This window comes from Variovorax sp. J31P179, from assembly GCF_030316985.1.
Taxonomy (GTDB): Bacteria; Pseudomonadota; Gammaproteobacteria; order Burkholderiales; family Burkholderiaceae_C; genus Variovorax; species Variovorax ginsengisoli_B.
Map to the genome: position 1 here is coordinate 75,091 of NZ_JASZYL010000012.1, position 22,755 is coordinate 97,845.

22 protein-coding genes are annotated in these 22,755 nt (G+C 68.3%); 10 read left to right on the forward strand and 12 right to left on the reverse strand.

Annotated features, from left to right (window positions below):
* The first annotated feature begins 6 nt into the window (after positions 1 to 6).
* A complete protein-coding gene (locus tag QTI17_RS26490; protein WP_286536660.1) occupies positions 7 to 1,341 on the forward strand; it encodes a ComEC/Rec2 family competence protein in 1,335 nt (444 codons plus the stop codon).
* A gap of 310 nt (positions 1,342 to 1,651) precedes the next feature.
* On the opposite strand, the gene QTI17_RS26495 is transcribed toward QTI17_RS26490, so the two are convergent.
* Genes QTI17_RS26495 through QTI17_RS26510 form a run of 4 tightly spaced genes read right to left on the reverse strand, consistent with a single transcriptional unit; the run spans position 1,652 to position 5,870 of the window.
* Positions 1,652 to 2,527: a carbohydrate ABC transporter permease gene (locus QTI17_RS26495; RefSeq protein WP_478142516.1), complete on the reverse strand. Its 876-nt coding sequence runs from the start codon at positions 2,525 to 2,527 to the stop codon at positions 1,652 to 1,654.
* On the reverse strand, positions 2,524 to 3,420 hold the full coding sequence (locus QTI17_RS26500; protein WP_286529669.1) for a carbohydrate ABC transporter permease: 897 nt from the start codon (positions 3,418 to 3,420) through the stop codon (positions 2,524 to 2,526). Before QTI17_RS26500 ends, QTI17_RS26495 begins: the two co-directional genes overlap by 4 nt.
* An 11-nt stretch (positions 3,421 to 3,431) precedes the next feature.
* Positions 3,432 to 4,760 carry an ABC transporter substrate-binding protein gene (locus QTI17_RS26505; protein ID WP_286536661.1) on the reverse strand — a complete coding sequence of 443 codons (1,329 nt, stop codon included), beginning with the start codon at positions 4,758 to 4,760 and terminating at the stop codon, positions 3,432 to 3,434.
* 36 nt (positions 4,761 to 4,796) lie between these two features.
* Positions 4,797 to 5,870 carry an ABC transporter ATP-binding protein gene (locus QTI17_RS26510; RefSeq protein WP_286536662.1) on the reverse strand — a complete coding sequence of 358 codons (1,074 nt, stop codon included), beginning with the start codon at positions 5,868 to 5,870 and terminating at the stop codon, positions 4,797 to 4,799.
* Positions 5,871 to 6,042: 172 nt separating this feature from the next.
* On the opposite strand from QTI17_RS26510, the gene QTI17_RS26515 reads away from it, so the two are divergent.
* From QTI17_RS26515 to QTI17_RS26525, 3 genes are read left to right on the forward strand one after another with little or no spacing between them, the layout of a single operon-like run.
* Positions 6,043 to 6,849 (forward strand): FadR/GntR family transcriptional regulator, encoded by an 807-nt coding sequence (locus tag QTI17_RS26515; RefSeq protein ID WP_286536663.1) that lies wholly within the window; start codon positions 6,043 to 6,045, stop codon positions 6,847 to 6,849.
* Positions 6,850 to 6,860: 11 nt separating this feature from the next.
* Positions 6,861 to 7,877, forward strand: a complete 1,017-nt coding sequence (denD, locus tag QTI17_RS26520; RefSeq protein ID WP_286536664.1) for a D-erythronate dehydrogenase — start codon at positions 6,861 to 6,863, stop codon at positions 7,875 to 7,877.
* The gene (locus QTI17_RS26525; RefSeq protein WP_286536665.1) at positions 7,877 to 9,700 is read left to right on the forward strand and encodes an IlvD/Edd family dehydratase; all 1,824 of its coding nucleotides are present in this window, start codon (positions 7,877 to 7,879) and stop codon (positions 9,698 to 9,700) included. Before denD ends, QTI17_RS26525 begins: the two co-directional genes overlap by 1 nt.
* A gap of 111 nt (positions 9,701 to 9,811) precedes the next feature.
* Here QTI17_RS26525 and QTI17_RS26530 read toward each other — a convergent pair whose 3' ends face one another.
* From QTI17_RS26530 to xdhC, 7 genes are all read right to left on the reverse strand, one after another.
* The gene (locus tag QTI17_RS26530) at positions 9,812 to 10,351 is read right to left on the reverse strand and encodes a DUF4136 domain-containing protein (RefSeq protein ID WP_286536666.1); all 540 of its coding nucleotides are present in this window, start codon (positions 10,349 to 10,351) and stop codon (positions 9,812 to 9,814) included.
* A gap of 40 nt (positions 10,352 to 10,391) precedes the next feature.
* Positions 10,392 to 11,594 carry a beta-ketoacyl-[acyl-carrier-protein] synthase family protein gene (locus QTI17_RS26535; protein ID WP_286536667.1) on the reverse strand — a complete coding sequence of 401 codons (1,203 nt, stop codon included), beginning with the start codon at positions 11,592 to 11,594 and terminating at the stop codon, positions 10,392 to 10,394.
* Entirely contained in the window at positions 11,591 to 11,830 is a 240-nt protein-coding gene (locus QTI17_RS26540) for an acyl carrier protein (RefSeq protein WP_286505053.1), read from the reverse strand. Before QTI17_RS26540 ends, QTI17_RS26535 begins: the two co-directional genes overlap by 4 nt.
* Positions 11,831 to 11,903: 73 nt before the next feature.
* Positions 11,904 to 12,665, reverse strand: coding sequence for a phosphatase PAP2 family protein (locus QTI17_RS26545; protein ID WP_286536668.1), 762 nt, complete (start codon positions 12,663 to 12,665; stop codon positions 11,904 to 11,906).
* A gap of 61 nt (positions 12,666 to 12,726) precedes the next feature.
* A complete protein-coding gene (locus QTI17_RS26550; protein WP_286536669.1) occupies positions 12,727 to 14,061 on the reverse strand; it encodes a glycerate kinase type-2 family protein in 1,335 nt (444 codons plus the stop codon).
* Positions 14,062 to 14,088: 27 nt separating this feature from the next.
* Complete coding sequence (locus QTI17_RS26555) at positions 14,089 to 15,294, reverse strand: urate hydroxylase PuuD (RefSeq protein ID WP_286536670.1); 1,206 nt, start codon at positions 15,292 to 15,294, stop codon at positions 14,089 to 14,091.
* Between the two features lie 211 nt (positions 15,295 to 15,505).
* Complete coding sequence (gene xdhC / locus QTI17_RS26560) at positions 15,506 to 16,318, reverse strand: xanthine dehydrogenase accessory protein XdhC (RefSeq protein WP_286536671.1); 813 nt, start codon at positions 16,316 to 16,318, stop codon at positions 15,506 to 15,508.
* 53 nt (positions 16,319 to 16,371) lie between these two features.
* Here xdhC and QTI17_RS26565 point away from each other — a divergent pair, with 53 nt between their 5' ends.
* Positions 16,372 to 16,872, forward strand: a complete 501-nt coding sequence (locus QTI17_RS26565; protein WP_286536672.1) for a hypothetical protein — start codon at positions 16,372 to 16,374, stop codon at positions 16,870 to 16,872.
* 1 nt (position 16,873) lies between these two features.
* On the opposite strand, the gene uraH is transcribed toward QTI17_RS26565, so the two are convergent.
* Positions 16,874 to 17,236, reverse strand: coding sequence for a hydroxyisourate hydrolase (gene uraH, locus QTI17_RS26570; RefSeq protein WP_286536673.1), 363 nt, complete (start codon positions 17,234 to 17,236; stop codon positions 16,874 to 16,876).
* Positions 17,237 to 17,319: 83 nt separating this feature from the next.
* Here uraH and QTI17_RS26575 point away from each other — a divergent pair, with 83 nt between their 5' ends.
* The 5 genes from QTI17_RS26575 to QTI17_RS26595 all read left to right on the forward strand — a co-directional run bounded on the left by QTI17_RS26575 (position 17,320) and on the right by QTI17_RS26595 (position 22,704).
* On the forward strand, positions 17,320 to 17,985 hold the full coding sequence (locus QTI17_RS26575) for a GntR family transcriptional regulator (protein ID WP_286536674.1): 666 nt from the start codon (positions 17,320 to 17,322) through the stop codon (positions 17,983 to 17,985).
* Positions 17,986 to 17,989: 4 nt separating this feature from the next.
* Positions 17,990 to 18,940 (forward strand): allantoinase PuuE, encoded by a 951-nt coding sequence (puuE, locus tag QTI17_RS26580; RefSeq protein ID WP_286536675.1) that lies wholly within the window; start codon positions 17,990 to 17,992, stop codon positions 18,938 to 18,940.
* Between the two features lies 1 nt (position 18,941).
* On the forward strand, positions 18,942 to 20,720 hold the full coding sequence (gene uraD, locus QTI17_RS26585; protein WP_286536676.1) for a 2-oxo-4-hydroxy-4-carboxy-5-ureidoimidazoline decarboxylase: 1,779 nt from the start codon (positions 18,942 to 18,944) through the stop codon (positions 20,718 to 20,720).
* A gap of 1 nt (position 20,721) precedes the next feature.
* Positions 20,722 to 21,948: a M20 family metallopeptidase gene (locus QTI17_RS26590; RefSeq protein WP_286536677.1), complete on the forward strand. Its 1,227-nt coding sequence runs from the start codon at positions 20,722 to 20,724 to the stop codon at positions 21,946 to 21,948.
* 354 nt (positions 21,949 to 22,302) lie between these two features.
* Positions 22,303 to 22,704, forward strand: a complete 402-nt coding sequence (locus QTI17_RS26595) for a GreA/GreB family elongation factor (RefSeq protein WP_286536678.1) — start codon at positions 22,303 to 22,305, stop codon at positions 22,702 to 22,704.
* Positions 22,705 to 22,755 lie beyond the last annotated feature (51 nt).

Consider the following 22,755-nt stretch of genomic DNA (forward strand, 5'->3'; position numbering starts at 1 on the left):
CACACCATGGCCGCCGCCAAGAAGACCCCGACGCCGAGCAAGAAGCCGCCGCGCGCCACGGTGCGGACCTACCGCCACGGCCTCGGCGACTGCCACCTGGTGACGCTCTACGGTGCCCGGAAGGCCAAGTACCAGATCATGATCGACTGCGGCGTGATCCTCGGCACGGCGAACGCCGGCGCGGTGATGACCGAGGTGATGGACGACATCCTGGCCGCCACCGGCGGCAGCATCGACCTGCTGGTCGCGACCCACGAGCACTGGGACCATGTCTCGGGTTTCGCCCAGGCCGCCGAGTCGTTCGCCAAACTCAAGGTCGGCGCGGTCTGGCTGGGCTGGACCGAGGACCCGAAGGACGCCGACGCGAAGCAGCTGCGCGGCGAGCGCGACAACGCCCTCGCGCTGCTGCGGGCCGCGGCCGTCCGGATGCAGCTCGCTGGCGGCGGCGATGGCGAGCCGACCCTGCTGACGTCGCTGCTCGACTTCTTCGGCGCCGCCGCACGGACCACCACCGCCTCGGCGCTCGAACTGGTGCGCGCCAAGGTGGCCCGGCCGCGCTATTGCGACCCGAAGGACCTGCCGGTCGAGCTCGACGGTTTCCGCGGCCGCATCTACACGCTGGGTCCGCCGCGCGACATGAAGATGCTCAAGAAGACGCTGCCGAGCGCCACGGCGCCCGAGACCTACGGCATGGCGCTCGCGGCGGCCGAGCGGAGCATCGGCCAGGCGTTGGCGAACCCCGAGCAACAGCCGTTCTCGAATGCGTTCCGGATCCCGAACCGGGTGGCGCAGAGCACGTCTTTCTTCCAGCAGCGCTACTGGAACGACGAGGCCTGGCGCCGCATCGATGTCGCCTGGATGGACGACGCTTCCGAACTCGCGCTGGCGCTGGACAGCATGACCAACAACACCAGCCTCGTGCTGGCGATCGACCTCGACGATGTCGGCGTGCTGCTGTTCGCCGCCGACGCCCAGGTCGGCAACTGGCTCACGTGGAGCGACTGCAAGTGGCGTGTCGGCGGCAAGCCGGTCACCGGCCCGGACCTGCTCGCGCGCACCGTCTACTACAAGGTCGGCCACCACGGCAGCCACAACGCGACCCTGAAGGCCGGCGGGCTCGAGCGCATGACGGCCCTCGACGTCGCGGTGATCCCGGTCGACCACGCCATGGCGCTGAAGAAGAAGTGGGGCGACATCCCGCTCGACGCGCTGGTCACGGCGCTCGGCAAGGCGACCACCGAGCGGGGCTACGTGGTGCGCACGGACGAAGAGCTTTCGGCGACTGCGAAACGGCGCGGGGCGCGGATGACGCGGTTGTATGTGGAGGTGGATGTTTTTTGAGATGGCTCGGCGCTTCGAAGGGCGCCCGGCAAGCGGTGCGGGTGTGCAAGCGATCTCGGCGTCTCCAACGCCGATGCAACCCCAGCGTGTCAGCGGTGGTGGGCGGTATGCCCTGGGCCGGCCGTTGAGGCACCGCCGAGCAGCGCAGCGGTGCGCGGAAAAAGGGCCGCGCGTGTTTGAGCGAAGCGAGTTTGCGCGGACCCCGCGTACCGCGAGCAGCGCAGGGCAGCCGCGAAGCGGCCGGTGACGTCGGCCGGCCCAGGGCATACCGCCCACCGCCGACGCGCACGCCTCAGCCCCGCAGCCGACCTCACTCCTTGACCGACCCGGTCAACCCCGACACGTAGTACTCGACGAAGAACGAGTAGATGAAGGCCACCGGCAGCGAGCCCAGCAGCGCGCCGGCCATCAGCGGCCCCCACTGGTAGACGTCGCCCTGCACCAGTTCCGTGACGACACCCACCGGCAGCGTCTTGATCTCCGACGACGATACGAACGTCAACGCGTAGATGAACTCGTTCCATGACAGCGTGAAGGCGAAGATGCCGGCCGAGATCAGCCCCGGCACCGCGAGCGGCAGCACGATCTTGACCAGGATCTGCCAACGATTGGCACCGTCGATCAGCGCGCACTCCTCGAGTTCGGCCGGGATCGACCGGAAGTAGCCCATCAGGAGCCATGTGCAGAACGGGATCAGGAAAGTCGGGTAGGTCAGGACCAGCGCCCAGCGGGTGTCGAACAGCCCGAGGTTGAAGACCACGTTGGCCAGCGGAATGAACAGGATCGACGGCGGCACCAGGTAGGCCAGGAAGATCGCCAGCCCGGTCTGGCGCGCGCCCTTGAAGCGCAGCCGCTCGATCGCGTAGGCCGCCAGCACCGACACCACGAGAGAGCCGAAGGTCGACACCACCGACACCAGCACCGTGTTCCACAGCCATTGCGGATAGGCGGTCTCGAACAGCAGCTTGTGGAAATGCGCGAGCGTCGGCGCGATGACCCAGAACGGATTGCCCTCGCGCGACAGCAGCTCGACCTCGGGCTTCACCGCCGTGATCGCCATCCAGTAGAACGGAAACAGCAGCACGATCAGGAACACCACCAGCGGCAGGTACACCGTGACCGCCTTGCGCGGCACGGTATCGAGATAGCTCATGCCGACGACATCGATCTGGCCGGATTTGCTCATTTTTGCCAGGCCCGTCTTTGAAGGCCGAAGTAGCTGAACATGATGCAGCCCAGCAGGAAGGGCACCATCGCGATCGCGATCGCCGCGCCCTCGCCCAGCGCGCCGCCCGAGATCGCGCGCTGGAACGACAGCGTCGCCATCAGGTGCGTGGCGTTCAGGGGGCCGCCGCGCGTGATCACGTAGATCAGCTGGAAATCGGTGAAGGTGAACAGCACCGAGAAGGTCATCACCACCGCAATGATCGGGGTCAGCAGCGGCAGCGTGACGTGGCGGAACTGCTGCCACGGTGTTGCGCCGTCGATCGCCGAGGCCTCGTAGTACGAGGGCGAGATCGTCTGCAGTCCGGCCAGCAGCGTGATCGCCACGAAGGGCACGCCGCGCCAGACGTTGGCCGCGATCACCGCGAAGCGCGCATTCCACGGATCGCCGAGAAAGTCGATGTAGTGATCGATCAGCCCCAGCTTCATGAGCCCCCAGCTGATGATCGAGAACTGCGAGTCGTAGATCCACCAGAAGGCGATCGCCGACAGCGCGGTCGGCACGATGTAGGGCAGCAGGATCACGGCCCGGAAAAAGGTCTTGAAGCGGATGTTCTTGTTCAGCAGCACCGCCAGCCACAGGCCCAGCAGGAACTTGAACACGCTCGCCACCACCGTGTAGAAGAGCGTGTTGAAGAGCGCCAGCCGGGTGACCGCATCGCCCCACAGGAAGATGTAGTTCTCGAGCCCGATCCACTCGCCCGGCCGGCCCACCTTGGCGTCGGTGAAGCCGAGCCAGGTGCCCAGGCCGAGCGGATAGGTCAGGAACAGCAGCAGCAGCACCGCCGCCGGCAACATGAACATGAAGCCGAGGGCGTTGCGGCTGTTCTGGAACCTGGCCAGTCGCGTGGTCATGGGCAGCGTCTTCAGACCTTGTAGTAGCGCTCGGCGCGTTTCTGGGCGCGCTCTGCCGCTTCTTTGGGCGACTTCGACCCGCTGGCCGCCTCGGCCACCATGTTCGGGATGATGAAGTCGGCCGCCGCGCCGGCCGATGCGTAGCCCAGCTTGCCCTCGTAGCCGGCCGGCCGCAGGTTCTTGACCGAATCGCGGTAGGGCGTGTTCTTCGGATCGGAGGTCCAGATCGGATTGGCCTCGTAGGCCTTCAGCGGCTGCGCCACGTAGCCGCCGGCGCCCTGCAGCCAGTCGTCGAACTGCGGCCGCTCCATCATGAAGCGCAGGAACTCCTTCGAGGCCTGCGGGTACTTGGTGTACTTCATGATCATCTGGTTGAAGAACAGGTGCGACTCGGTCGGCACCCCCACCGGCCCGACCGGGAACACCGCGTGGTTGATGTCCGACGCCATCTCCTTGACCTTCGGATCGGGTGAGTTCTTGGCCGCGTAGTAGATCGAGATGCCGTTGTTCGTGACGCTGATCTGGCCGTCGAGAAAGGCCTTGTTGTTGTTCGGATCGAGCCACGACAAAGTGCCGGGAATGAAGTTGGCGTAGAGCTCCTTGGCGTACTCCAGCGCCTTCAGCGTCTCGGGGCTGTCGAGGACCACCTTGTTGTTCTTGTCGACCAGCTTGCCGCCGAAGGACCAGATCAGCCAGTTGGTCCAGGTGCTGTCGCCGGTCGCGTTGCCGAGCGCCATGCCGCCCGGTGTGCCCTTCTCCTTCAGCGCTTTGTAGAGCTTGAGGAAGTCCTCGTTGTTGGTCGGGAACTTGTCGAAGCCGGCCGCCTTGACCATGCTCTCGCGGTAGACGATGAGCGAGCCCGAGGCCCCGAGCGGCAGCCCGATCCACTTCTTGCCGTCGGGCCGCATGAAGAGCTCGCCCGCGGGGTACCAGCCGCCGTATTTCTTGCCCAGGTATTCCGCCAGGTCGGTGACGTCGAGCAGCTTGTCCGGATAGAGGTTGGCGTCGTCGTTGGTCGACAGGATGATGTCCGGCCCGGCGCCGGTGTTGGCCGCCACCGCAGCCTTGGGCCGCACGTCTTCCCAGCCCTCGTTGTCGACCCGCACCTCGATGCCGGTGGCCTCGCTGAAGCGCTTGACGTTGGCCATGTAGGCGTCGATGTCTCCCTGCACGAAGCGGCTCCAGCGCAGCACCCGCAGCTTGGCGCCCTTCTCGGGCTTGAAGGCCAGGGTCTGCGCATTCGCGAGCGGCGAGAAGATCGCGGTGCCGACGCCGAGCGAGGCTGCGGCCGCGAGGCCGGCCGAACTCTTCAGAATCTTGCGGCGATTGAAATCACTCATTCATGTCTCCTGTTGTTGAACGGCCGAAAAGGGAAGTCAGGCCACCAGCCTCTGGCCGGTAGCTGCATCGAAAAGATGGGCCCGCTGAAGATCGGGCTGCAGGTGGATGGTGGTGCCCGGCGCGAAATCGTGGCGCTCGCGAAACACCGCCGACAGTTCCACGCCTTCATGGCGGCAGGCCACGAAGGTGTCCATGCCGGTCGGCTCCATCACCGCGACGCGCGCCGGGATGCCGCCGCCGTCGGCCAAGCTCAGGTGCTCGGGCCGGGTGCCGTAGATCACGGGCTGGCCGTCGACGCCGCCGGCGGCCAGCGGCGCGTCGAGCTGGGTGCCGTCGGTCAGCTCGACCCGGGCCGCGCCGGCGCCGCGGCGCAGGGTGCCGGGCAGGAAGTTCATCGACGGCGAGCCGATGAAGCCGGCCACGAACTGGTTCGCCGGATGGTCGTAGAGCTCGAGCGGGCTGCCGGTCTGTTCGATCCGGCCGTCGCGCATCACGACGATCTTGTCGCCCATGGTCATGGCCTCGATCTGGTCATGCGTGACGTAGATCGAGGTGGTCTTCAGGCGTTGGTGCAATTCCTTGATCTCGCTGCGCATCGCCACCCGCAGCTTGGCGTCGAGGTTGGACAGCGGCTCGTCGAACAGGAACACCTGCGGATCGCGCACGATGGCCCGTCCCATCGCGACCCGCTGCCGCTGCCCGCCCGAGAGCTGGCGCGGATAGCGCTCCAGCAGCGGCGCCAGCGCCAGGATCTCGGCCGCGCGCTTGACCTTGGCCTCGATGGTCGGCTTGTCCATCTTGGCGAGCGCCAGCGCGAAGGCCATGTTCTCGCGCACCGTCATGTGCGGATAGAGCGCGTAGTTCTGGAACACCATCGCGATGTCGCGCTCCTTGGGCGGCAGGTCGTTGACCCGCTTGTCCCCGATGCGGATCTCGCCGCCGTTGATCTCCTCGAGCCCGGCGATCATGCGCAGCAAGGTCGACTTGCCGCAGCCGGACGGGCCGACCAGCACGGTGAACGAGCCGTCCTGGATGTCGATGTCCACGCCATGCAGGATGGCGACATCACCGAAGTTCTTCTTGACTGACTGGATCGTGACACTGGCCATGCACTGAAGTCCTGAAAGGTCGCGAGTCGACATCGGGCCATGGAGGACTCCACGCCGCAAGCGCGCAGTATTGGCATCGCGAACCGGCCGCGCATCAGGGCAAACCGTTAGGCATTAACCCGCGCAATATTTGTATGATGACCTGATAACCGCCTTTTCCTCATCCTCCGCCGTGCGGGTTTCCGCCTCTCCCCAACCCCAGCCGCTGGTCGTCGACCGGCTGTCGGACCGGTTGGCGGCGCTGCTGGGCGCGCAGATCGACAGCGGCGCGCTGAAGGCCGGCGACCGGCTGCCGACCGAGCAGCAGCTGGCCACCGCCCACGGCGTCTCTCGCACCGTGGTGCGTGAGGCGGTCCACCAGCTCAAGTCCAGGGCGCTGGTGCAGTCGCGCCAGGGCTCCGGCGTGTTCGTCGCGCCGCCGCCGGTGAACCAGGCGCTGGCCTTCGACCCGGCCGTGCTGACCTCGGTGCAGGCCGTGGTGCACGTGGTCGAGGTGCGCCGCGTCCTCGAAGGCGAGATCGCCGCGCTGGCCGCCGAGCGCGCCACGCGCAGCCAGATCGCGGCGCTGCGCCGCGCCCTCGGGGCCATCGACACCGCGGTGGCCGAGGGCCGCGACGGCGTGGCCGAAGACCTGGCCTTCCACCGCGTGATCGGCGAATCGACCGGCAATCCGCAATTCCGGCTGCTGCTCGGCTTCCTCGAACAGTACCTGCGCGAAGGCATGCGCATCACGCGCGGCAACGAGGCCCGGCGGGCCGATTTCATGACTGCGGTCCAGAGCGAGCACCGCGCCATCTTCGACGCTATCGCGGCCCACGATCCGGTGGCTGCCCGGCAGCATGCCAACGAACACCTGATCCGCGGCGAGCAGCGGCTGGTCGAAGGCGGCATCATCGATGGCCGGCGCCGCCAGGCCGCCGCCCGGGTCGCACGCGCCGCGCGCCCCGCACCCGCACCCGATCGACAAGCAAAGCACTGAAGGAGACCGAAATGAAACTGATGATCACCGGCGGCGGGGGCTTCGTGGGGGCCCGGCTCGCCCGCGCCCTGCTCGCCCGCGGCACCCTGGACGGCCAGCGCATCGAGCGCATGGTCCTGACCGACATCGCGCCCCCGCCTGCCGACCTGCTCGCCGACGCCCGGGTCGAGGCCCGCACCGGCCCGCTGCTGACCCACACCGAGGCGCTGCGCGAGGAGCCCTTCGACGGCATCTTCCACCTGGCCTCGGCCGTGTCGGGCGAATGCGAGCTCGACTTCGACCTCGGCCTGCGCTCCAATCTGGACAGCACCCGGGCCCTGCTCGATGCGCTGCGGGCCCACGTCAACGGCGGGGGCAAGGTCGCGCGGCTGGTGTTCTCGAGTTCGGTGGCGGTGTTCGGGCCCGACCCGGCGGTGCCCCTGCCCAAGCTCGTGGCCGACGACACGCTGCCGGCGCCGCAGACCTCCTACGGCACCCAGAAGCTGATCTGCGAGCACCTCGTGGCCGACTACACCCGCAAGGGCTACGTCGACGGCCGCGCGGCGCGCCTCATGACCGTCACCGTGCGGCCCGGCCGGCCCAACGGCGCCGCCTCCTCGTTCTTCAGCGGCATCATCCGCGAGCCGCTGGCGGGGGTCGAAGCCATCTGCCCGGTCTCGCCCGAGGTGTCGCATCCCATGTCCTCGCCGACCCGCACCGTCGACGGCCTGATCGCGGTCTACGAAGCCACGCGCGAGGCTTTCTGCGGCCGTACGGCGCTCAACCTGCCGGCACTCAACGTGCGCGTGGCCGACATGCTCGACGCCCTCGAGGCGGTGGCCGGCCCGAAGGTCCGCGCGCTGGTGCGCTTCGAGCGCGACGAGCGCATCGCCGGCATCGTGGCCAACTGGCCGGGCGGCGCCAGCGCCGCACGGGCCGCGCGCCTGGGCCTGCTGCCGCACGAGAACTTTGCCGATATCGTCCGGCAATACATCGACGACTGCGCGGCGCTGCCGAACGCAGACCAGACCTTGAAGGGAATGTCCTGATGAAAAGCCCCACGAAGAAAAAGACCCCGGCCACCAAGCCGAAGCCCCTCGCGCTGCGCTCGCAGGCCTGGTTCGACAACCCGGCCAACGCCGACATGACGGCGCTCTATCTCGAGCGCACCATGAACTTCGGGCTCGGCTTCGACGAGCTGCAGTCGGGCCGGCCGATCATCGGCATCGCCCAGACCGGCTCCGACATCGCGCCTTGCAACCGCCACCACCTCGTGCTGGCCGAACGCACGCGCGAAGGCATCCGCGACGCCGGCGGCATCGCCTTCGAGTTCCCGATCCACCCGATCCAGGAGACCTGCAAACGGCCGACCGCGGCGCTCGACCGCAACCTGCAATACCTGTCGCTGGTCGAGGTGCTCTACGGCTATCCGATCGATGGCGTGGTGCTCACCACCGGCTGCGACAAGACCACCCCGGCCCAGCTGATGGCGGCCGCCACGGTCGACATCCCTGCGATCGCGCTCAACTCGGGGCCGATGCTCAACGGCTGGTACAAGGGCGACCGCACCGGTTCGGGCACCATCGTCTGGCGCGCGCGCGAGATGATGGCGGCCGGCGAGATCGGCTACCAGGAGTTCCTCAAGCTGGTCGCGTCATCGGCGCCCTCGACCGGGCACTGCAACACGATGGGCACGGCGTCGACCATGAACTCGCTGGCCGAGGCGCTCGGCATGACGCTGCCCGGCAGCGCCGCGATTCCCGCGCCCTACCGCGACCGCCAGGAGATGGCCTACATGACCGGCAAGCGCATCGTCGAGATGGTGCGCGAGAACCTGAAGCCCTCCGACATCATGACCCGCGAGGCCTTCGAGAACGCGATCGTGGTCAACTCCGCGCTCGGCGGCTCGACCAACGCGCCGGTGCACCTGGTCGCGATCGCGCGCCACATCGGCGTTGAACTCACGCCCGACGACTGGGAGAAGATCGGCTACAAGATCCCGCTGATCGTCAACCTGCAGCCCGCCGGCGAGTACCTCGGCGAGGACTACTACCGCGCCGGCGGCGTGCCCGCGGTGGTCGCCGAGCTGATCGCCAAGGGCAAGATCAAGCCGGCCCTCACGGCCAACGGCAAGACGCTGATCGAGAACTGCGAGGGCAAGTTCACCAGCGACCGCGCCGTGATCTGGCCCTATGCCAAGCCGATGAAGAAGAACGCCGGCTTCCTGAACCTCAAGGGCAACCTGTTCGACTCGGCGATCATGAAGACCAGCGTGATCACGCCCGAATTCCACGACCGCTACCTCGAGGACCCGAAGGACCCGATGGCCTTCGAGGGCACGGCCGTGGTCTTCGACGGCCCGGAGGACTACCACCACCGCATCGACGATCCGAAAATGAAGATCGGCCCGCACAGCGTGCTGTTCATGCGCGGCGTCGGCCCGGTCGGCTACCCGGGCGCGGCCGAGGTGGTCAACATGCGGGCGCCGTCCTACCTGATCAAGAAGGGCATCACCGCCCTGCCCTGCATCGGCGACGGCCGGCAGTCCGGCACCTCCGGCTCGCCGTCGATCCTCAACGCCTCGCCCGAGGCCGCGACCGGCGGCGGACTGGCGCTGGTGCGCACCGGCGACCGCGTGCGCATCGACCTCAAGAAGCGCACCGCCAACATGCTGGTGTCCGACGAGGAACTCGACAAGCGGCGCGCCGAACTGGCCGCCGCCGGCGGCTACCCCTTCCCGCCGAGCCAGACGCCCTGGCAGGAGATCCAGCGCGGCATCGTCGACGAACTGTCGCAGGGCATGGTGCTGAAGCCGGCCGTGAAGTATCAGAAGATCCACGCCACGTTCGGCATCCCTAGAGACAATCATTGACCTCCCCCAGGTTGCCCGCACTTCGTGTCGGGCGCCCACCCCCTCGCCGGGGGCAATACCAGCGGCCCGGCAAAGCCGGTTCCGCGGTATTCCTGGAAGGGAACCCGCCGCTTACTTCGAGGCGGACGGGAATCCGGTGAACATCTTGTCCAGCGCCGCCTGCAAGAGCGCATTCATCTTCGCCGGGTCGTCGTGCAAGGTGCCGCTCGCGGTGCCGCGCCACGCCGAGCGCTTGCTCTGCGCATTGACCATCTCGACCACCAGCGTGCCGACTTCGTAGGTGTCGGTGGGTGCTGCCGTGTTGGGTGCCGGCGGCCCGAAGCCGCCCCAGCCCACGTAGCCCACGCGGTTGTAGTAGGCGCCCTGGCTTTCCTTCTCGGACGACGACACGTGCGCCGACACATGGATGTCGCCATTCGGCGCCAGCTTCCAGCCCTTGGCCTGCAGCCTCGAATCGATGCCGTCGACGATGCGCTGCTGCATCAGCGGCGTTCCGCCGTCGGGCCGGGCCACCCAGCTGTAGGTGCGCACGCGCGATAGATCGGCGCCCGGATCGACGTCGATCCTGACCGTCGGACCGCCGACGCTCGCGCAGGCCGAGATCAGCAGCGGAAGGGCCAGTGCGGCCAGGGCAGCGAAGCGTCTGTTCATGTCGTCCAATCCCAAGCGATGTGAAAAAGCAGTTTAGCCATCAGCCGCGGCAGAACAGGAGCACCGAATTCGTGCCGCCGAAGGCGAATGAATTGCTGATGGCGGCGTGCAGGTCGGGCGCCGCCGTGTCGTCGGGCGCCACCAGGTTCAGGGCGCAGGCCGGATCGACCGCGGCGCCGTGCATGTTCGGCGGCAGCGCGCGCCGATGCAGCGCCAGCACCGTGGCCGCGGCCTCCAGCGCGCCGGCGGCACCGAGCAGGTGCCCATGCAGCGCCTTGGTGGAACTCACGCGCAGGCGGTCGAGGTCGTCGCCCCAGACTTCGGCCAGGGCTTCGCGCTCGACCACGTCGCCGATGCGGGTGGCGGTTCCATGGGCATTGCAGTAGCCGACGTCGCGGGGCTGCAGGCCGGCCAGGCGCAGTGCCTGGCGCAGCGCGCGCGCCTGGCCGGGGGCGTCCGGCTTGGTCAGGTGCGTGGCGTCGCAGCTGAGGCCCCAGCCCGCCAGCCGGGCATAGGTCCGCGCGCCGCGCCGCCGCGCCCGCTCGGCCGATTCGAGCACCAGGAAGGCGGCGCCCTCGCCGAGCGCGAAGCCGCTGCGATCGCTGGCGAAGGGCCGCACCGAGCGCGCCTCTTCGCCGGGCTTGACGCTGGCCAGGGTCTGCATCGCCTGCCAGGCGAGCACGACGCCGGGCACGATCAGCGCCTCGCTGCCGCCGGCGATCGCGACGTCGACATCGCCGCGCTGCACCGCCTTGGCCGCCTCGGCGATCGCCACCGAGGACGAGGCGCAAGCCACCGAGTAGGTCAGCACCGGGCCCTGCACGCCCTGGCGCATCGCCACGTGCGAGGCCGGCGCGTTGGGCATGAAGGCCGGGATGGTCAAGGGCGGCACGCGCCCGCCGCCGCGGTAGGCGGCCTCGAGCGCCGCGGCACCGCCCATGCCGCAGCCGGCGAACACGCCGATGCGCTCGGGATCGAGCGCGCCGACGGCGCCGGCATCCCGCATGGCCAGGTCGGCCGCGGCCACGGCGAGCTGGCTCACACGGTCGACGCCGGCGAGCTGCAGCTTGGTGAACCAGCGCGATTCGTCGAAGGCGGCCCGGGCCGCGACCGCCGGCTTGGGCAGTTCGGGAAAGACCGGTTCGAGCGCCGAATCGCCGCGCAGCAGGGCATCGAAAAGGTGGCCGGGATCATCGCCGTGGGGAGCCACGACCCCCAGGCCGGTGACGGCGACTGCGTTCACGCGGTCTGCTTCGCCCTGACCTTGTCGACCACCGCGGCGAGCTGGGCCAGCGTGTCGATGTTCGGGTCATCGTCGGGCATCGTGATGCCGAAATGGTCCTCGATCGCGAACACGAACTCGACCAGCGCCAGCGAATCGAAACCCTTCTCGCGCATCGAGGCCTCCGGGTCCAGCGCGGACGCCTCGATGCCGTACTTCTCGTGGATCAGGTCCTGCAATTCCTTCAGCGAACTCATCGTGCGGTGTCCGTCGTCATTTCTGGCCGTCTCCCTGGCAGACGGCGATGTTGTGGATGTCGGCCCACGAGTCTCAGCTCCTCCTGGCTCGTCCGCCGAACCGGCCCGCGGGCAATGTCGCCTCATGATATCCGCTCCAAACGGCCGGAATCGCGGCCGGGCGCGGCCGCCAGCGCAGCGACGGCAGCACGAACACGATGCCGAGCACCGCCCCCGCGACCACGTCAAGCACCACATGCTGCTTGATCGCCACGGTCGACCAGGCGATGGCGGCGAACCACAGTCCGTTGGCCAATCGCAGGAGCATCGGCGCACCCGCCTGGCGCAGGATGTGCTCGATCCAGATGGCGGTGTAGATCGCGATGGCCACGTGCATCGACGGGCAGGCGTTGCCGGCGGCGTCGACCCCCTGCAGGATCGCGAAGCCGGGGAAATCGGTCGGCGGCAGCGTCATTGGCGGGATCTGCGTCGGCCAGAAGAAGAAGGCCGCAAGGCCGGTCAGGCACAGGGCTCCGACCCAGAGCCCATACACCACCAGCTCCCTGAACGTGAGCTGCAGGCCGGGCGCGACGCCCACGTACAGCCAGAGCGAGAAATAGGCGACCAGCGCCTGCGGCTGGAACGGGATCAGGTGGTCGAGTGCGGTCAGCGGCATCACCGTGACCGGACCGGCGGGCTGGCGCAGCAGATGGAAGTAGCCGATGAAGAACAGCCAGGTGAAGGCCGTGGTGCCGACCACCTTCAAGGCGAAGTGGCGGCGGATGCGCAACCAGATCTCGACTTTCCAGCTCTCGAAGGGGCGGGGCGCCGGGCGCAGGTCGTGGGGTGGATTCATGAGGCTCGGCGTTGTCGCTGATTCTCTCATCAGCCAACGCGCCGAGCGTGTCAGCCGGGCGCTACAGGATCAGCAGGGCCCGGAAATCGTTGACGTTGGTATGGGTCGGCCCCGTCACCAGCAGGTCGCCGATGGCGTCGAAGTAGCCGTAGGCGTCGTTGCGGTCGAGATGGTCGGCCAGCTTGACGCCCGCCGCCTCGGCCCGGCGCAGCGTGTCGGGCGTGACGACGGCGCCGGCGTTGTCCTCGACGCCGTCGATGCCGTCGGTGTCGGCGGCCAGCGCCCAGACGCCCTCGCGGCCGGCCAGCGCGCCCGCCAGACCCATGCAGAATTCGCCCGCCCGGCCGCCGCGGCCCTTGGCCTTCCCGGGTTGCCGCGGCCGGATCGTGACCGTGGTCTCGCCGCCCGACAGGATCACGCAGGGCTTGGCGAAGGGCGCGCCACGCAGCGACACCGAGCGCGCCAGGGCGCCGTGCACCTTGCCGACCTCGCGCGATTCGCCTTCGATCTCGTCGCTCAGGACATGGGCCTCGATGCCGGCCGCGCGCGCTGCCGCCGCGGCCGCCTCGAGCGATTGCTGCGGGGCCGCGATCACGTGGGTCAGGTGGCCGTCGAACACGGCATCGCCCGGCTTCGGGGTCTCGAGCGCACCGCTTTCGAGCCGGGCCCGCACCGCCGCGGGCACCTCGATCCGGTAGCGGTCGAGGATCGCCAGCGCATCGGCGCAGCGGCTCGCATCGGGCACGGTGGGGCCGCTGGCGATCACGGCCGGGTCGTCGCCCGGGACGTCGCTGATGGTCAGGGTCACGACCCTCGCCGGTGCGCAGGCGGCCGCGAGCCGGCCGCCCTTGATGCGCGAGAGGTGCTTGCGCACGCAGTTCATCTCGCCGATGTGGGCGCCCGACTCGAGCAGCTGGGTGTTGATGCGCTGCTTGTCGGCCAGCGTGAGGCCTTCGGCCGGCAGGGTCAGCAGCGAGGAGCCGCCGCCCGAGATCAGGCACAGCACCAGGTCATCGGCCGTCAGCCCCTGGGTCAGCGCGAGGATGCGCTGGGCGGCGTCGAGCCCCGCCTGGTCGGGCACCGGGTGCGCGGCCTCGACCAGTTCGATGCGCGATGCCAGCCCCGCGGGACGCGGCGGGATGTGGCCATAACGCGTGACCACCAGGCCGGAAAGCGGAGCGTCCGCCGGCCAGAGCGCCTCGAGCGCCTGGGCCATCGAGCCACCGGCCTTGCCGGCGCCGAGCACCAGCGTGCGCCCCTTGGGCGGTGCGGGCAGGTAGGCGCCCATGCTGGCCAACGGCAGCGCCCGCTCGACCGCCACGCGGTAGAGGTGCTCGAGAAATTCACGCGGGGCCGAATGCGCGTCGGGGATCGGCCGGGGAGTCGTCGGGGTCATGGTCTTGCTTGTCTCCTGCGCAAGATGCTACTTCGTGTTCGCACCGCCTTCGAACCACTTGCCTATCAGGGCCCGCTCGGCGTCGGTGATGCCGGTCGCGTTGTTCATCGGCATGATCTTGGTGACCACCACCTGCTGGTACACCGCCTGCGCATGCGCCGCGACCTGGTCGGCCGTGTCGAGGCGCACGTTCTTCATCTGCACCTGCGCGCCGTGGCACATGTAGCAGCGTTGCTCGAGCACCTTCTGCACTTCGCCGAAGCTGACCTTCTGCACCGCCGCGCCGGGCGCCGGTGCCGCCGCCGGCTCGGGCTTCATCCAGATGATGGTCAGGCCCAGCACCGCAATGCCGAACAGCGCGTAGGGGATCGGGTTGCGCGCGTTGCCGAGCTTGAAGCGGTGCCGCACCACGAAGAACTGCCGGATCGCCGCGCCGCCGAGCATGATCAGCAGCAGCACGATCCAGTTGTATTTGTGGGTGTAGGTGAAGCTGTAGTGGTTGCTCAGCATCGCGAACAGCACCGGCAGCGTGAAGTAGGTGTTGTGCACGCTGCGCTGCTTGCCGCGCTGGCCGTGCACCGGATCCACCGGCTTGCCTTCGCGCAGCGCCTGCACGTTCTTGCGCTGGCCGGGGATGATCCAGAAGAACACGTTGCCGCTCATGGTGGTGGCCATCATTGCGCCGACCAGCAGGAAGGCCGCCCGGCCGGCGAACCACTGGCAGGCGAGCCAGGCCGCGAAGGCGATGAAGACCGCGACCAGCACGCCGACGATGGTGTCGCCGTTCTTGCGCCGGCCGAACAGCTGGCAGATGCTGTCGTAGACCATCCAGAAGACCACGAAGAAGGCCAGCGCGACGCCGATCGCGGCCCCGGGCTGCCAGTCCATCCTGGACTTGTCGATCAGGTAGGTGCTGGCGTTCCACAGATAGGACATCGTGAACAGCGCAAAGCCGGTGAGCCAGGTCGAATAGCTCTCCCAGTACGACCAGTGCAGGTGATCGGGCAGGCGCTTGGGCGCCAGCGCGTACTTCTGCATGTTGTAGAAGCCGCCGCCGTGCACCGCCCACTGCTCGCCGCCGACGCCCTTGTCGAGCGATTCCTGGTCTTCGGGCTTCTCGAGGCTGTTGTCCAGCATCACGAAGTAGAAGGACGCGCCGATCCAGGCGACGGCCGTGATGACATGGACCCAGCGCAGGAGCAGGTTGGCCCAGTCGAGGTAGTAGCTTTCCATTTGCTCTCAACCTTGTCGGCGCATGGGGGCACCGAGGTGTTCCGACCTGCTCACCACTGCGGGCGCTGTAAGCAGAGAAAGTGCCGCGAACGCAGACCCGGGGTGGAATCTCGCTCCGCTGCGGCTTGTTGTGGACTGAAGTGTATACACTTTTAGGGGCTGGCTCGTGGATTTTGCATCGCTTGGCGTGCTGGAAAACCCTGAGCGCCCCTCATGCAGCCGGGAGCGATTGCAACAATTGTGCCGCCACCGCCACCGCGATCACCTCGGGCTCCTTCCCGGTGATGCCGGGCACGCCGATCGGGCAGGTCACGCGGTCCATCTCGCCGGCCGTGAAGCCCCGCGCCTCGAGCCGGTGCCTGAAGGTCGCCCATTTGGTCTTGCTGCCGATCAGGCCGATGTAGGGCAGGTCATCGCGCTCGCGCAGCCGCTTGAGGCAGGCGATCACGATGTCCAGGTCTTCGGCATGGCTGAAGCTCATGATCAGCACGCGCGAGCCTGGCGCCAGCTGCGCCACCGCCTGCTGCACCGGATCGGAATGCTCGGTCTCGATCTGCGCCGGCAGTTCGGCCGGGAAGACACCGTCCCGGCTGTCGATCCAGCGCACCGCGAACGGCAGCGTCGCCAGCAGCCGCGCCAGCGCCGCGCCCACGTGGCCGCCGCCGAACAGCGCGACCGGCGCCAACTGCGCCAGCAGTTCGGACTGCAGCGAAGCCGCGTCGGCGGCATCGATCAGCTGGTAGGACAGGAACACCACGCCGCCGCAGCACTGGCCCAGGCTCGGGCCCAGCGGATAGCGCCGCACACCCTCGATCGGCGGGCCGCCGGCCAGCCAGGCGCGGGCCTCGTCGGTGGCCTGGAATTCGAGCTGCCCGCCGCCGATGGTGGCCGTCAGCCCATCGGGCCAGACCGCCATCCAGGTGCCGGCCTCGCGGGGGGCGGAGCCCTGGGTCGAGGCGACGCGCACCAGCACGCCGCGCTGGCGCTGCAGGCGAAGCAGCAAGTCGTCGACGGCGCCGGTCATGTGCGATACCTCCGGTTGCGCGGCGCCCGGCCGGGCACGGTATAAACCCGCCGATGCAATTTCAGACCACCTCGCGCCGTCTCGCCCTGGCGGCCGCCCTCCTCGCCAGCCTCTGGCTGGCCGGCTGCAGCACCGCGCCGACCGGCGCCGTGCCGGGCCAGCTCAGCAGCGCCCGCCCCGAGCCCGGCGACCACAGCCGCGGCAAGCCGCGCGCATCGAACGCCGCCACGGCGCGCGACTACCGCAAGGATGCCGCCCGCCACGTCTACGAGATCAACAAGGACCGGATCTACGGCGGCAAGCTGCCGCCGCTGCTCTACGCGGTCGGCACGCTGCAGGTCAACCTCGATGCCGACGGCAGGGTGCTGTCGATGCACTGGATGCGGGCACCGACGCATGCGCCCGAGGTGATCGCCGAGATCGAGCGCACGGTGCTCATGGACGCGCCCTACCCGGCAGCGACGCGGCTCGGCAAGGTGACCTGGACCGACACCTGGCTGTGGGACGAAGGCGGTCATTTCCAACTCGATACCCTGAGCGAAGGCCAGCAGTAGGTCACGAGCCCCGGTAAGTGGAGTAGCTCCACGGGCTCACCAGGAGCGGCACGTGGTAGTGCTGGTCGGTGTGCGCGACACCGAAGTCCAGGGCCACGCGATTGAGAAAATTCGGCTCGGGCAAGGTCACGCCGCGGGCCTTGAAGTAGCCAGCGACATCGAACACCAGCCGGTAGGTCCCGACCTTCAGCGTGCTGTTGTCGTACAGCGGGCCGTCGCTGCGGCCGTCGGCGTTCAGCGTGAAACGCCGCACCAGCGTGGCGCGGGCGCCCTCGCCTGTGCCGTCGGTCGTGAACAGCGCCACCTCCATGCCGGCGGCGGGGCTGCCGTGCATGGTGTCCAGTACGTGAGTGCTCAGGCCCATCGATCTGCTCCTTCAATGCATTGGGGAAATTACGGTCGACAAAAGTGTATACAGTTCTTGGCTTTGGGTCTATCATCAAAAACATGGACTCGACCACCACCCGCGCGATCGTCGACGCACTCACCAAGGCCATTGTGGAGCACCGGCTGCAGCCCGGCAGCAAGCTGGCCGAACAGAAGCTGGCCGACCACTTCGGCGTCTCGCGCACGCTGGTGCGGCAGGCGCTGTTCCAGCTGTCGCAGAACAAGCTGATCCGCCTCGAACCCGCGCGCGGGGCCTTCGTGGCGGCGCCCGCGGTCGACGAGGCCAGGCAGGTGTTCGCGGTGCGGCGCATGCTCGAGGCCGAGATGACGCGCGCCTTCGTGCGCAGCGTCACGCCGGCCAAGATCAAGGCGCTCAAGGAGCATGTGGCGCTCGAGAAGGCCGCGGTGTCGGGCGAGGACATCTCGGGCCGCACCGAGCTGCTCGGCGACTTCCACGTGCGCATGGCCGAGCTGATGGGCAACACCGTGCTGGCGCAGATCCTCGGCGAGCTGATCTCGCGCTGCGCGCTGATCACGCTGATGTACCAGAGCGCCACCGCGGCCGAGCATTCGAACGACGAGCACGCCGACATCGTCAAGGCCCTGGCCGCCAAGGACGAGGAGCGCGCCGTGCGCCTCATGACCGAGCACCTCGAGCACGTCGAGGCCAACCTCACCTTCGACCGCAAGGTTCCGACACACGACATCACACTCGCACTGGCATGACACCATGAGCGTCTACGACACCACCCTGCCCTATCCCCGCGATCTGGTCGGCTACGGCCGCAATCCACCGCACGCCCAATGGCCCGGCCGGGCCCGCATCGCGGTCCAGTTCGTCCTCAACTACGAGGAAGGCGGCGAGAACTGCGTGCTGCACGGCGACGCCGGCAGCGAGCAGTTCCTCTCCGAGATGTTCAATCCCGCGAGCTATCCCGAGCGCCACATCAGCATGGAGGGGATCTACGAATACGGCTCGCGCGCCGGCGTCTGGCGCATCCTGCGCGAGTTCGAGAAGCGCGGCCTGCCGCTGACCGTGTTCGGCGTCGGCATGGCGCTCGCGCGCTACCCCGAGCTGGCCTCGGCCTTCAAGGAACTGGGCCACGAGATCGCCTGCCACGGCTGGCGCTGGATCCACTACCAGAACCTCGACGAAGCCACCGAGCGCGAACACATGCGCCTCGGCATGGAAGCCATCGAGAAGCTCACCGGCGAACGCGCGCTCGGCTGGTACACCGGCCGCGACAGCCCGCGCACGCGCCGCCTGGTGGCCGACTACGGCGGCTTCGAATACGACAGCGACTACTACGGCGACGACCTGCCCTTCTGGATGAAAGTGCAGAAGACCGACGGCGCGGTGGTGCCGCAGCTCATCGTGCCCTACACGCTCGACTGCAACGACATGCGCTTCGCGCTGCCGCAGGGCTACTCGCACGCCGACCCCTTCTTCCAGTACATGAAGGACAGCTTCGACGCCCTCTACGCCGAAGGCGACGAGGCGCCGAAGATGATGAGCATCGGCATGCACTGCCGGCTGCTCGGCCGGCCCGGGCGCATCACCGCGCTGCAGCGCTTCCTCGATCACATCGCCACCCACGACCGGGTCTGGGTCTGTAGTCGGCTCGACATCGCGCGGCACTGGAAGGCGACGCATCCCTACGCCACTCGCCAAGGAGACTGACATGGCGCTCACCATCGACCAACTCAACACGGCATCGGCCGACGAAGCCGTCGCGCTGCTCGACGGCGTCTACGAGCATTCGCCATGGATCGCGGCGCGATCGCTGGTGTCGCGGCCGTTCCGGTCGCTGCCGCACCTGAAGCACGCGCTGGTGCAGGCCGTGACCCATGCCTCGCGCGCAGAGCAGCTCGGCCTGATCCGTGCCCACCCGGAACTCGCCGGCAAGGCGATGGTCAGCAAGAGCCTCACGGCGGAATCGACCAACGAGCAGAACAAGGCCGGCCTGACCGACTGCACGCCGGAAGAGTTCGCGAAGATCCAGCAGCTCAACGCCGACTACAACGCCAAGTTCGGCTTTCCGTTCATCCTCGCGGTGCGCGGCCCGCGCGGCACCGGTCTTGCCAAGCGCGAGATCATCGACACCTTCGAGCGCCGGCTGCATCACCATCCCGACTTCGAACTCGGCGAGGCGCTGCGCAACATCCACCGCATCGCCGAGATCCGGCTGGACGACAAGTTCGACGCCGCGCCCTCGCTCGGCAACGAGGTCTGGGATTGGCACGAGAAGCTCTCGGTCCACACCGACCCGGGCTATGCCGAGAAAGGCCAGCTCACCGTCACCTACCTCACCGACGCGCACCGCGCCTGCGCTGCGCAGATCGCGGCCGACATGCGCGAGGCCGGCTTCGACAGCGTGCAGATCGATGCGGTCGGCAACGTGGTCGGCCGCTACGAGGGCGCCACGCCCGGCGCCCGCGCACTGCTCACGGGCTCGCACTACGACACGGTGCGCAATGGCGGCAAGTACGACGGCCGGCTCGGCATCTTCGTGCCGATGGCCTGCGTGCGCGAGCTCAAGCGGCAGAACCGCCGCCTGCCTTTTGCCTTCGAGGTGGTGGGCTTCGCCGAAGAGGAAGGCCAGCGCTACAAGGCCACCTTCCTGGGCTCCGGCGCGCTGATCGGCCACTTCGACGACCGCTGGCTCGACCAGAAGGACGCCGACGGCATCACGATGCGCGAGGCCCGCCGCCACGCGGGCCTGAAGGACGAAGACATCCCCGCGCTGCAGCGCGATCCTTCGAAGTACCTGGGCTTCGTCGAAGTCCACATCGAGCAGGGGCCGGTGCTGACCGAGCTCGATCTTCCGCTCGGGATCGTGACCTCGATCAACGGCAGCGTGCGCTATGTCGGCGAAGTCATCGGCATGGCCAGCCACGCCGGCACCACGCCGATGGACCGTCGCCGCGACGCCGCGGCCGCCGTGGCCGAGCTGATCCTGTTCGCAGAGCAGCGCGCCGCCAAGGACGGCGACTCGGTCGCCACGGTCGGCATGCTCGAAGTGCCGAACGGCTCGATCAACGTGGTGCCCGGACGCTGCAAGTTCAGCCTCGACCTGCGGGCGCCTAACAACGAACAGCGCGATGCACTGGCCAACGACGTGGTGGCGGCACTGAAGGACATCTGCGAGCGCCGCAGCGTGCGCCACACGCTCGAGGAAACCATGCGCGCCGCGGCCGCGCCCAGCGCACCCGAATGGCAGCGGCGCTGGGAGCAGGCGGTCGACACGCTCGGCGTGCCGCTCTTTCGCATGCCCAGCGGCGCCGGCCACGACGCGATGAAGCTGCACGAGGTGATGCCGCAGGCCATGCTCTTCGTGCGTGGCATCAACTCCGGCATCAGCCACAACCCGCTCGAATCGAGCACCAACGACGACATGCAGCTGGCTGTGCAGGCTTTCCAGCTGCTGCTCGACAACCTCGCCGCCGAACCGGCCCTCTGACATGACCGACTACACCAAACTCGACGCCTGGATCGATGCCCATTTCGACGAGGAAGTGCGCTTCCTGCAGGAGCTGGTGCGCGTGCCGACCGACACCCCGCCCGGCAATAACGCGCCGCATGCCGAGCGCACCGCCGAGCTGATCCAGGCCTTCGGCTTCGAGGCCGAGAAACACGCCGTGCCCGCCCAGGAAGTGAAGGACTACGGCCTCGAATCGATCACCAACCTGATCGTGCGGCGCAAGTACGGCAACGGGGGCCGGACGGTGGCCCTCAACGCCCACGGCGACGTCGTGCCGCCCGGCGAAGGCTGGACCCACGACCCCTACGGCGGCGAGATCGACGGCGGCAGCCTCTACGGCCGCGCCGCGGCGGTGAGCAAGAGCGACTTCGCGAGCTTCACCTTCGCCGTGCGTGCGCTCGAAGCCGTCGCCAAGCCAGCCAAGGGCAGCGTCGAGCTGCACTTCACCTACGACGAGGAATTCGGCGGCATCCTGGGCCCGGGCTGGCTGCTCGCACAAGGCCTCACCAAGCCGGACCTGATGATCGCGGCCGGCTTCAGCTACGAAGTGGTCACGGCCCACAACGGCTGCCTGCAGATGGAAGTCACGGTGCACGGCAAGATGGCGCATGCGGCGATCCCGACCACCGGTGTCGATGCGCTGCAGGGCGCGGTCCACATCCTCAACGCGCTCTATGCGCAGAACACGCTCTACCAGCAGGTGACGTCGAAGGTCGAGGGCATCACGCACCCCTATCTCAACGTCGGCCGCATCGAGGGCGGCACCAACACCAACGTCGTTCCCGGCAAGGTGGTCTTCAAGCTCGACCGCCGGATGATCCCCGAGGAGAACCCGGTCGAGGTCGAGGCCACGATCCGCAAGGTCATCGCCGATGCCGCCGCGCAGATGCCCGGCATCACGGTCGACATCAAGCGCATGCTGCTCGCCAACTCTATGAAGCCGCTGGCCGGCAACAAGCCGCTGGTCGACGCGATCCAGAAGCACGGCCAGGAACTCTTCGGCGAGCCGATCAAGGCGATGGGCACCCCGCTCTACACCGACGTGCGTCTGTACGGCGAAGCCGGCATCCCGGGCGTGATCTACGGCGCCGGTCCGCGCACCGTGCTCGAGTCGCATGCCAAGCGCAACGACGAACGCGTGGTGCTCGAAGACCTGCGGCGCGCCACCAAGGTCATCGCACGCACGCTGAGCGATCTGCTTTCATGAGACCTTGCGGGACAGACCAAGAAAACCGCGTCAGCGGTTTTTTGCTCTGTCCTCAACTGATCAGATGTCCCCTATCTGGCAAGGACCGTGAGGCCATTGGTTGAGCCTCGCGTCCCTGCCCGATACACTCGACCCATGCACGCCCCCGCCCGCTTCCAGAACCACGCCGCGCTCGCGCGGCCGTCGTTTTCTGCGCGCGCGGCAGGTCTGCAGCAGACGCCCGCACATTCCTAAGCCCGGCGGCCGCTTCCCTCCCCCATTTAGCGCAACCATCGACCGCCGGGCACCCCCCTCGCGCGTCGCGGTGCCTGCCCGTTGCTTCGGGCGGCCCGCATTCGACTGGAGTGCGTCCCCATGCATGCAACCATCCTCGGCGAGCGCACGCTCACCGAACATGACTTCTCGCGCCTGAGCAAGCTGCTCGACGGGCATCTGCCGCCCGCACTCGCCAACGTCCTCGGCGCGGCCGAGGTGACGCGCTCGCGCGAAGTTCCCGCGGACGTCGTCACGATGTATTCGCAGGTCGAACTGGTCGACCTCCACACGCGGCGCAGGCAGACGCTGACCGTCTGCTTTCCCGGCGACGCCGAGCCCAGTGCCGGCTTCATCTCGGTGCTGTCGCCGGTCGGCAGCGGCCTGCTCGGACTGAAGGTCGGCGCGGTCGCGCGCTGGCAGATGCCCGGCGGCGAAGAAGGCGCGGCCGAAATCGTCGCCATCGCATTCCAGCCCGAAGCCAGCGGCGACTACGCGCGCTAGCCGGCGCGCCGCCCTTTCCAGCCCACGCAGCGCGCGGTCGCCCCTCGACCG

Excerpts from the sequence above, each read along its gene's own strand:
- QTI17_RS26490 (WP_286536660.1), top strand. The coding sequence starts at position 7 with ATGGCCGCCGCCAAGAAGACCCCGACGCCGAGCAAGAAGCCGCCGCGC.
- QTI17_RS26495 (WP_478142516.1), bottom strand. The coding sequence starts at position 2,527 with ATGAGCAAATCCGGCCAGATCGATGTCGTCGGCATGAGCTATCTCGAT.
- QTI17_RS26500 (WP_286529669.1), bottom strand. The coding sequence starts at position 3,420 with ATGACCACGCGACTGGCCAGGTTCCAGAACAGCCGCAACGCCCTCGGC.
- QTI17_RS26505 (WP_286536661.1), bottom strand. The coding sequence starts at position 4,760 with ATGAGTGATTTCAATCGCCGCAAGATTCTGAAGAGTTCGGCCGGCCTC.
- QTI17_RS26510 (WP_286536662.1), bottom strand. The coding sequence starts at position 5,870 with ATGGCCAGTGTCACGATCCAGTCAGTCAAGAAGAACTTCGGTGATGTC.
- denD (WP_286536664.1), top strand. The coding sequence starts at position 6,861 with ATGAAACTGATGATCACCGGCGGCGGGGGCTTCGTGGGGGCCCGGCTC.
- QTI17_RS26525 (WP_286536665.1), top strand. The coding sequence starts at position 7,877 with ATGAAAAGCCCCACGAAGAAAAAGACCCCGGCCACCAAGCCGAAGCCC.
- QTI17_RS26530 (WP_286536666.1), bottom strand. The coding sequence starts at position 10,351 with ATGAACAGACGCTTCGCTGCCCTGGCCGCACTGGCCCTTCCGCTGCTG.
- QTI17_RS26540 (WP_286505053.1), bottom strand. The coding sequence starts at position 11,830 with ATGAGTTCGCTGAAGGAATTGCAGGACCTGATCCACGAGAAGTACGGC.
- QTI17_RS26545 (WP_286536668.1), bottom strand. The coding sequence starts at position 12,665 with ATGAATCCACCCCACGACCTGCGCCCGGCGCCCCGCCCCTTCGAGAGC.
- QTI17_RS26550 (WP_286536669.1), bottom strand. The coding sequence starts at position 14,061 with ATGACCCCGACGACTCCCCGGCCGATCCCCGACGCGCATTCGGCCCCG.
- QTI17_RS26555 (WP_286536670.1), bottom strand. The coding sequence starts at position 15,294 with ATGGAAAGCTACTACCTCGACTGGGCCAACCTGCTCCTGCGCTGGGTC.
- xdhC (WP_286536671.1), bottom strand. The coding sequence starts at position 16,318 with ATGACCGGCGCCGTCGACGACTTGCTGCTTCGCCTGCAGCGCCAGCGC.
- QTI17_RS26565 (WP_286536672.1), top strand. The coding sequence starts at position 16,372 with ATGCAATTTCAGACCACCTCGCGCCGTCTCGCCCTGGCGGCCGCCCTC.
- uraH (WP_286536673.1), bottom strand. The coding sequence starts at position 17,236 with ATGGGCCTGAGCACTCACGTACTGGACACCATGCACGGCAGCCCCGCC.
- QTI17_RS26575 (WP_286536674.1), top strand. The coding sequence starts at position 17,320 with ATGGACTCGACCACCACCCGCGCGATCGTCGACGCACTCACCAAGGCC.
- puuE (WP_286536675.1), top strand. The coding sequence starts at position 17,990 with ATGAGCGTCTACGACACCACCCTGCCCTATCCCCGCGATCTGGTCGGC.
- uraD (WP_286536676.1), top strand. The coding sequence starts at position 18,942 with ATGGCGCTCACCATCGACCAACTCAACACGGCATCGGCCGACGAAGCC.
- QTI17_RS26590 (WP_286536677.1), top strand. The coding sequence starts at position 20,722 with ATGACCGACTACACCAAACTCGACGCCTGGATCGATGCCCATTTCGAC.
- QTI17_RS26595 (WP_286536678.1), top strand. The coding sequence starts at position 22,303 with ATGCATGCAACCATCCTCGGCGAGCGCACGCTCACCGAACATGACTTC.